We start from the raw sequence: 6,315 nt of genomic DNA, 5'->3' as shown, positions 1-6,315 counted from the left end.
CCACGGCAATCTCGTCCGGAGTCATACACCCTCAACGTCACACCAAGCCCCAAGGACACGCACCACTCCAGCCGACCTGACCAGGCACTACTAGGGGCGAGACCCAGCCTCACCTGCATGGGGAGCCGTCTCCGCGCCGGCCGTCGGCCGCCCAGAAGTTCCAGGAGCCGACAGAGCGAACCAGACCATGCCTGGCTGAAGGGGCCAGGATCTCTCGCAGGTCGTGCACCCGTACCCGCAGTGCCGGGTCCGGTCCGTCTTGCCTGCCAGGCGGTGAAGACCGGTTCGATCAAAGCTCGACGGACGTCGGACTCGGCACTGCGGTACGGGCGACGAACACTCACGCCTTACGCCTCACGTCCGTGAATACCGATCACCCATCGAATGCATCTCAACAGGCGCGGGCGGCGGTATGCGAGCCGTGCCCGGTGCCGTGGTGCAGGGGTCGGGTGACGACCGCTCCAGGGCACCGGTGACGGCGGCTACCAGGGTCGGGCTCCCTGCGAAGGCGAGGGCGGCGCGCCTCATGGCGGCGGGGTGACCGGCTCCCTCCAGTCGCGCGAGCTTGCCCGTGGCAGCGGCGACCGGCAACGCCGGGTTCATCACGAACGCGGCTGTCAGCAGAACGGCTGCGAGGTCGGACATGACCAACTTCCTCCAGTGGTCGGATCGGTGACGCGACCCAAATTGCCGGAAAAGGTGTTCGTCATGGTTCAGCGGGAGAGGATGAACACAGATGGACACCAAGTGGGGAGAAAGGTGCAGGAGGAACAGAACGAGCGCGCGCTGAGAGAGCTGCGTGGCAGGCTCACCGACGCGGTGGACCAGGCCCGAATGACTCAGACGCAGCTGGCGGCTCGCGCGGCGGTGAGCCGTACCACCGTGTGGAACGCCCTCAGAGAGGGTGGTCCGGTTCCCGCGGGCGCGACGGTCGCGGCCTTGGCACGGGCGTTGCGTCTGAAACAACCCGACGTGAACGAGCTGTTGAGGTTGCGGCGGACCGCCGCCGCGGCAGGTGACGCCACCCGCCTGGGAGAGTCGGCGCGGGGCGGGGTGAGCGCTCGGCGGGGCCCGCAGCCGCCCGGGGCGGTGTGCCGGGTGCTCGGGGACGTGCCGCTCGAAGCGGACTGCTTCGTGCCGCGGCCGGGACTGCGCGCACGTGTGGAGACCGCGGCCACGGGCGGGACCGTGGCGCTCAGCCAGGTGGTGCTGACCGGCATGGGCGGGGTGGGCAAGACCCAACTGGCCGCCCGTCACGCCCGCACGGCGATCGACAGCGGTCAGGTTGACCTGGTGCTGTGGGTGACGGCGGCTTCGCGCACCGCGGTCGCGGACGCCTACGCCGACGCGGCCTCCCGACTGCTGGGTGCCGGCCGTGAGGACCCGCAGGCCGCGTCCGAGTTCCTGAACTGGCTGAGGCTCGGCCCGGGAACGGCAGACGGCGGACCCCGGCCCGGCCTGCGGTGGCTGGTGGTGCTGGACGACGTGCCGTACACCGCCGCGGTCCGGGGGCTCTGGCCCCCGCACGTCCCACACGGGCAGACGCTGGTCACCACTCGATTCCGGGACGTCTCGCTGCTTCGGGCGGGCAGCCGACGCGTCGAGGTCGACCGGTTCACCTCCGCGGAAGCGGTCTCCTATCTGACCGCCAAGCTCGAAGCCCTCGGCCGGGCGGACGACCTGGCGCAGCTCACGGGTCTGGCGGAAGACCTCGGGCGGCTGCCGCTCGCACTGTCCCAGGCGGTTCCCTTCATGCATGCCCTGCACCTGGACTGCGCGGGCTACCGCACGCGTCTCGCCGGCCGGGCACAGACCCTCACCACTGTCCTGCCGACCGATATCGGACTTCCCGACGATCAGAACAAGACGGTGGCGGCCGCCTGGGATCTCTCCATTGACCGGGCCGACCGGCAGCCACGCCGGGGCCTCGCCCGTCCCCTGCTCCACGTCCTTTCGCTGCTGGACCCCAACGGCGTTCCCGCCCCGGTGCTCGACTCTCCGCCTGTACGGAGTTACCTGGCCACCCATCGCACTCCGCTGTCGGACCCGGATGCCCCTGTGAGGCAACCGGGCGACGAGCCGGGCGAGGTCGGCGACATCGGTGAAGTCCTGCGGAATCTGGAACAGTTCAGTGTCATCGACTGTGCCTCGGACAACCCCCATCGTGCCGTACGCGTGCATCAGCTCATCCAGCGCGCGGTTCGCGAGCAGCTCTCCCCCGAGCACAGAGACCAAGTCGCTCGCGCGGCTGCTGACGCCCTGACGGCCGCCTGGCCTGACGTCGAGCGAGACACTGACCTCGCCGCCGCCCTGAGGGCCAACACCGCTGTCCTCGCCGGGCACGCCGGAGAGGCCCTGTACCGGCCGGTCACTCACCCCGTGCTCGGCCGTAGCGGCACAAGCCTCGGGACGTCAGGCCAGGTCGGTGCGGCCCGCGACTACTATCAGCACCTCGCCGAGCAGGCCGTCGCCCATCTTGGTGAGCACCGCCCCGACACCCTCCTGTTCCGCCAGCAGGCGGCGCGTTGGCAGGGGGAGGCGGGGGATGTAGCCGGAGCCGCGGCTGCCCTGACCGATGTGCTGGCGGAGCAGCGACGCCACCTGGACGCCGACCACCCCGACCTGCTGGCGTCCCGGAACAGCATCGCGTACACCAAAGCCCTGGCAGGGGATCTGGCCGGAGCCGTGGCCGACTTCATCGACGTGCTCGACGACACGCGGCGGGTGCTGGGCGACGACCACCCCGACACCCTCCTGTTGCGCAACAACCTCGCTCGCTTCCGTGGCGAGGCGGGGGACCCCGCCACCGCGGTGACCGAGTTCCAGGAACTGCTCGAAGACCAGAAGCGGTTGCTGGGCGACCACGATTCGGACACCCTCATGACCCTCAACAACCTCGCCTATCAGCAAGTGATGGCCGGGGACATATGCACAGCCACTGCGACGTTCGCCGAACTCCTCGATGTGCGGTCACAGGTGCTGGGCGCCGACCATCCGCACACCCTCGACACCCGCAACAATGTCGCCTACCTGCAAGCACGGGCGGGTGACGTTGTCGGGGCCGCGTCCGCGTTCGCCCGACTGGCCGAGGACAGTGCACGGATCCGGGGCGCGGGCCACCCCGCCACCCTTCAGGTCCGGTCCCATCTGGCCCAATGCTGGGGGCAGGCGGGTGATGCCGTCCGGGCTGCCACCGCCCTCGACGACATCGTGCGGGACTGTGTGCGGCTGCTGGGCCGGGAACATCCCCACACCCTCAAGAGCTGGAGCTTTCTCGCCGAGTGGCGAGTCAGAGCGGGGGACCCCTCCGGGGCGGCAGCCGCCTACGCAGACCTGCTGCCCCTGCAGACACGCGTGCTGGGTGCACACCACCCGGACACCCTGAAGAGCCGGCAGGAACTCGCCCGCAGGTCCGCGAGGTAGGCGGCGTCGGCGGCGGGGGCCAGCTCCGCCACCCAAGGAGGTGAGTTGCTCCTGGTGCGTGCGATAGGTCTGGCTGGTGCAGCGGGCGGCCGGGGCGCTGGCCCCCGCGATCAGCAACAGTGCTCGCTGTTCCTCCAGTAGGTCCGCCATGCCGTGCAGAAAGGCGCTCAGCCGCCGGCGCGGCGGTTCGCCCGCGTGCCCGGCGAACTCCTCCTGGAAGCGGGTCTCGTTCTCCTCGACGGCGACGGAGGGCGCCGCCACGTCGGCGATCGACGGGAACAGCAACTCCTCCAGCCGGAGCACCACTTCTTCCACGTGCCGAACTGGCAGCCACACCGCACCCGGTACGAGGGCTCGGGGTACTTGCCAAGGCAGCACCCGAGAACGAGCTGAAGAACCCGCTCGATGGTTCTGACCGGACGGCACCGAGGTGGAGCTGTTCTCCTCGGATCTGCAGCGCACCCGGCGGACGGCCGATGCGGTGGCCGAGCTGTTCGGCGTGAAGCCGGTCCTGGATCGCAGGCTGCGTGAGAAGTCCTACGGCGAGGCACCCGTCATCTCGACTCCGCCCAATCTGGCTGACCTCAACCTGCCGCTTCGACGGCCCGCCGCTCTCACGGACGGCGGGCCGACTGACGGCACGCAGGATCTCGTCCCGGTTCTTCGCTCGCTTGATCCATGCCGGAAGGCAGGCCACCAACGTCATCTTCCGTCCGGTGTGCCCACAACCACCCGTGCCGGGTCTCGACCTGGAGCCACAGCGGCATACCGAAGTACGGATCCGTCGCCGGTCCCCCGCCGAGTTTCCGCGATCGTGAACTACGGCCCCGTGTCGGGTAGTTACGGCTGTACGTCTTCCGTGCTTGTTCGGGTACCGCGGCAAGGAGCCTTCGCCTATGTTCACCCCACGGTGAGTGGGCATGTACACAACGAGAAGGGGGTTTGATGACTACTGAGGGCGTGGACCGGGTGTTCCAGTCGCTGAGGGCTGGTGATCCGGTCGCCATCGCGGGATACCGGATCACTGCTCGGCTGGGCGAGGGCGGCATGGGCACGGTGTATCTGTCCTACACGCCAGGCGGGCGGCCGGTGGCCATCAAGGTGATTCGGCCGGATCTGGCCGGTGACCCGGAGTTCCGCCGCCGCTTCAGGCAGGAGGTGCAGGCCGCGCAGCTCGTGCAGGGCCTGTACACCGCGCCGGTCATCGACAGCGACACGGAGGGGGAGCGCCCGTGGCTCGCCACGGCCTATGTGGCAGGTCCCTCCCTCCAGGCCGCCGTGACCCGGCACGGGCCGCTGCCCGTTCCCGCCGTGGTGCTGGCCGTCGCCGGGATCGCCGAGGCGCTGCAGGCCATCCACGGCGCCGGCATCGTCCACCGCGACCTCAAGCCGTCCAATGTGCTGCTGGCGGCCGACGGTCCGCGTGTCATCGACTTCGGCATTGCCCGCGCCGCCGACGCCACCTCACTGACCCGCAGCGGCGTCATCGTCGGCACTCCCGCCTTCATGACCCCCGAGCAGGCGTCCGGTGCGGCCTGCACGCCTGCCACGGACGTCTTCGCCCTCGGTCAGGTCGCGGTCTACGCCGCCACCGGCGCCCCGGCCTTCGGCGAGGGCACCTCGCACACCGTGCTCTACCGCATCGTGCACGAAGAGCCGAGTCTCACTGACCTGCCGGAAGAACTGAATGAGCTGGTCACTCGCTGTCTGGACAAGGACGCAGGCCTTCGCCCCTCGCCCGCCGAGATCATTGATCTATGCCAACGGGCCTCGCCGCAGACGGAACTGCGCCGCCCGGACGGCTGGCTGCCGCCCGCCGTGGCCGCCGACATCGATCGCCACACCGCCGCGCCGGTCCCCCCACCGCACCCCGCCAGACGCAAACGGATCGCGCTGGCCGTGGCGGCCGTCCTGGTAGCTGCTCTCGCGGGTGCGGGCGTCACCGCTCTCCTGGGGAACGACGACGGCGGGAACAAGGATCTCGGCCAGGACACAACCAAGCAACCAGGCCGAACCAGCAGCCCGAACAGCCCGAACCTGAGCAGCCCGAGCCCGAGCGGCCCGTCAGAGGCGAACACGGGCAGCAGCCCGGCGACGACGGAGCCACCGGCAGACCCGAAACCTGCTGAATACAAACTCAACATCCCGATGGACTACAGCATCAGCCTCGCCGACGAACCACCCCGCCCCTACACCGGAGATGGCGCCCTCTACGACGGAGACTTCGGCTATGGCGAGGGATACTTCGCCACCGACACGGGCGCCAGCAGCGAGAACACGCTCGTGCTGCTCAGGAGCGGACAGACGGGATCCCTGGACACCTGCCGCACGGACACCCGCTACACGACACAGATCTCGCGGGAGAACGTCGGCAAGGGAAGCCAGATCTGCATCACCACGGGCGCAGGCCATATTGGACTCGTCACCGTACGAAGCTACTCACCGGATGACGAGCCCGCGGTATATGTGACTGTGGACCTCACCATCTGGCGCAACGCAGTGGAACCCGAGGACGACTCGTGAGCAGCGGGACAGGCCGCGTTCGTCCAGAGCACTGGCCATGTCCCGGCCGACCGTCCGCGCGACATCGAGATCGGCCCGCAGCCGGATCGAGGCGGTGTTCCCGGACTCGATGTCCGCGATCATGACGTGGTGGCCGGCCTCGCGCGCCCCGGCAATCAGAGCGGTGAGCAGCGCGGAGCCGATGCCGAGGCCGTGACGGCCGTCGCGGACGTAGACCGAGTCCTCCACGGTGTGCCGGTATCCGTCGAGCTCCCGCCTTGGTCCGTAGAACGCGAACCCGGCCACCTCGCCCTCGACTTCGGCCACGCACGCCGAGCCGCGCTCCAGGTGTGCGGCCAGCCATGCCTCACCCTCGGGGGGGGGGGACTG

5 protein-coding genes are annotated in these 6,315 nt (G+C 69.6%); 3 read left to right on the top strand and 2 right to left on the bottom strand.

The window, feature by feature from the left end; translation table 11 throughout:
• Nucleotides 1-354: 354 nt before the first annotated feature.
• Nucleotides 355-645 (bottom strand): hypothetical protein, encoded by a 291-nt coding sequence (locus ACWD4O_RS36940; protein WP_451286840.1) that lies wholly within the window; start codon nucleotides 643-645, stop codon nucleotides 355-357.
• Between the two features lie 189 nt (nucleotides 646-834).
• On the opposite strand from ACWD4O_RS36940, the gene fxsT reads away from it, so the two are divergent.
• The 3 genes from fxsT (at nucleotide 835) to ACWD4O_RS36925 (ending at nucleotide 5,946) form a co-directional block, all read left to right on the top strand.
• The gene (gene fxsT / locus ACWD4O_RS36935) at nucleotides 835-3,423 is read left to right on the top strand and encodes an FxSxx-COOH system tetratricopeptide repeat protein (protein ID WP_451286838.1); all 2,589 of its coding nucleotides are present in this window, start codon (nucleotides 835-837) and stop codon (nucleotides 3,421-3,423) included.
• Nucleotides 3,424-3,853: 430 nt separating this feature from the next.
• A complete protein-coding gene (locus tag ACWD4O_RS36930) occupies nucleotides 3,854-4,369 on the top strand; it encodes a histidine phosphatase family protein (protein WP_451286836.1) in 516 nt (171 codons plus the stop codon).
• Nucleotides 4,369-5,946 carry a serine/threonine-protein kinase gene (locus ACWD4O_RS36925; protein WP_451286834.1) on the top strand — a complete coding sequence of 526 codons (1,578 nt, stop codon included), beginning with the start codon at nucleotides 4,369-4,371 and terminating at the stop codon, nucleotides 5,944-5,946. Before ACWD4O_RS36930 ends, ACWD4O_RS36925 begins: the two co-directional genes overlap by 1 nt.
• Here the strand turns inward: ACWD4O_RS36925 and ACWD4O_RS36920 are convergent.
• Nucleotides 5,863-6,273 (bottom strand): N-acetyltransferase family protein, encoded by a 411-nt coding sequence (locus ACWD4O_RS36920; RefSeq protein ID WP_451286842.1) that lies wholly within the window; start codon nucleotides 6,271-6,273, stop codon nucleotides 5,863-5,865. The genes ACWD4O_RS36925 and ACWD4O_RS36920 overlap by 84 nt on opposite strands.
• Nucleotides 6,274-6,315 lie beyond the last annotated feature (42 nt).

This window comes from Streptomyces sp. NPDC002623, from assembly GCF_053592635.1.
The sequence above is the reverse complement of the archived record's forward strand: the minus strand, read 5'-3'. Positions and strand labels throughout refer to the sequence as shown.

What these genes read in the sequence shown, in the direction of transcription:
- ACWD4O_RS36940 (WP_451286840.1), bottom strand. Translation starts at nt 645, where the DNA reads ATGTCCGACCTCGCAGCCGTTCTGCTGACAGCCGCGTTCGTGATGAAC.
- fxsT (WP_451286838.1), top strand. Translation starts at nt 835, where the DNA reads ATGACTCAGACGCAGCTGGCGGCTCGCGCGGCGGTGAGCCGTACCACC.
- ACWD4O_RS36925 (WP_451286834.1), top strand. Translation starts at nt 4,369, where the DNA reads ATGACTACTGAGGGCGTGGACCGGGTGTTCCAGTCGCTGAGGGCTGGT.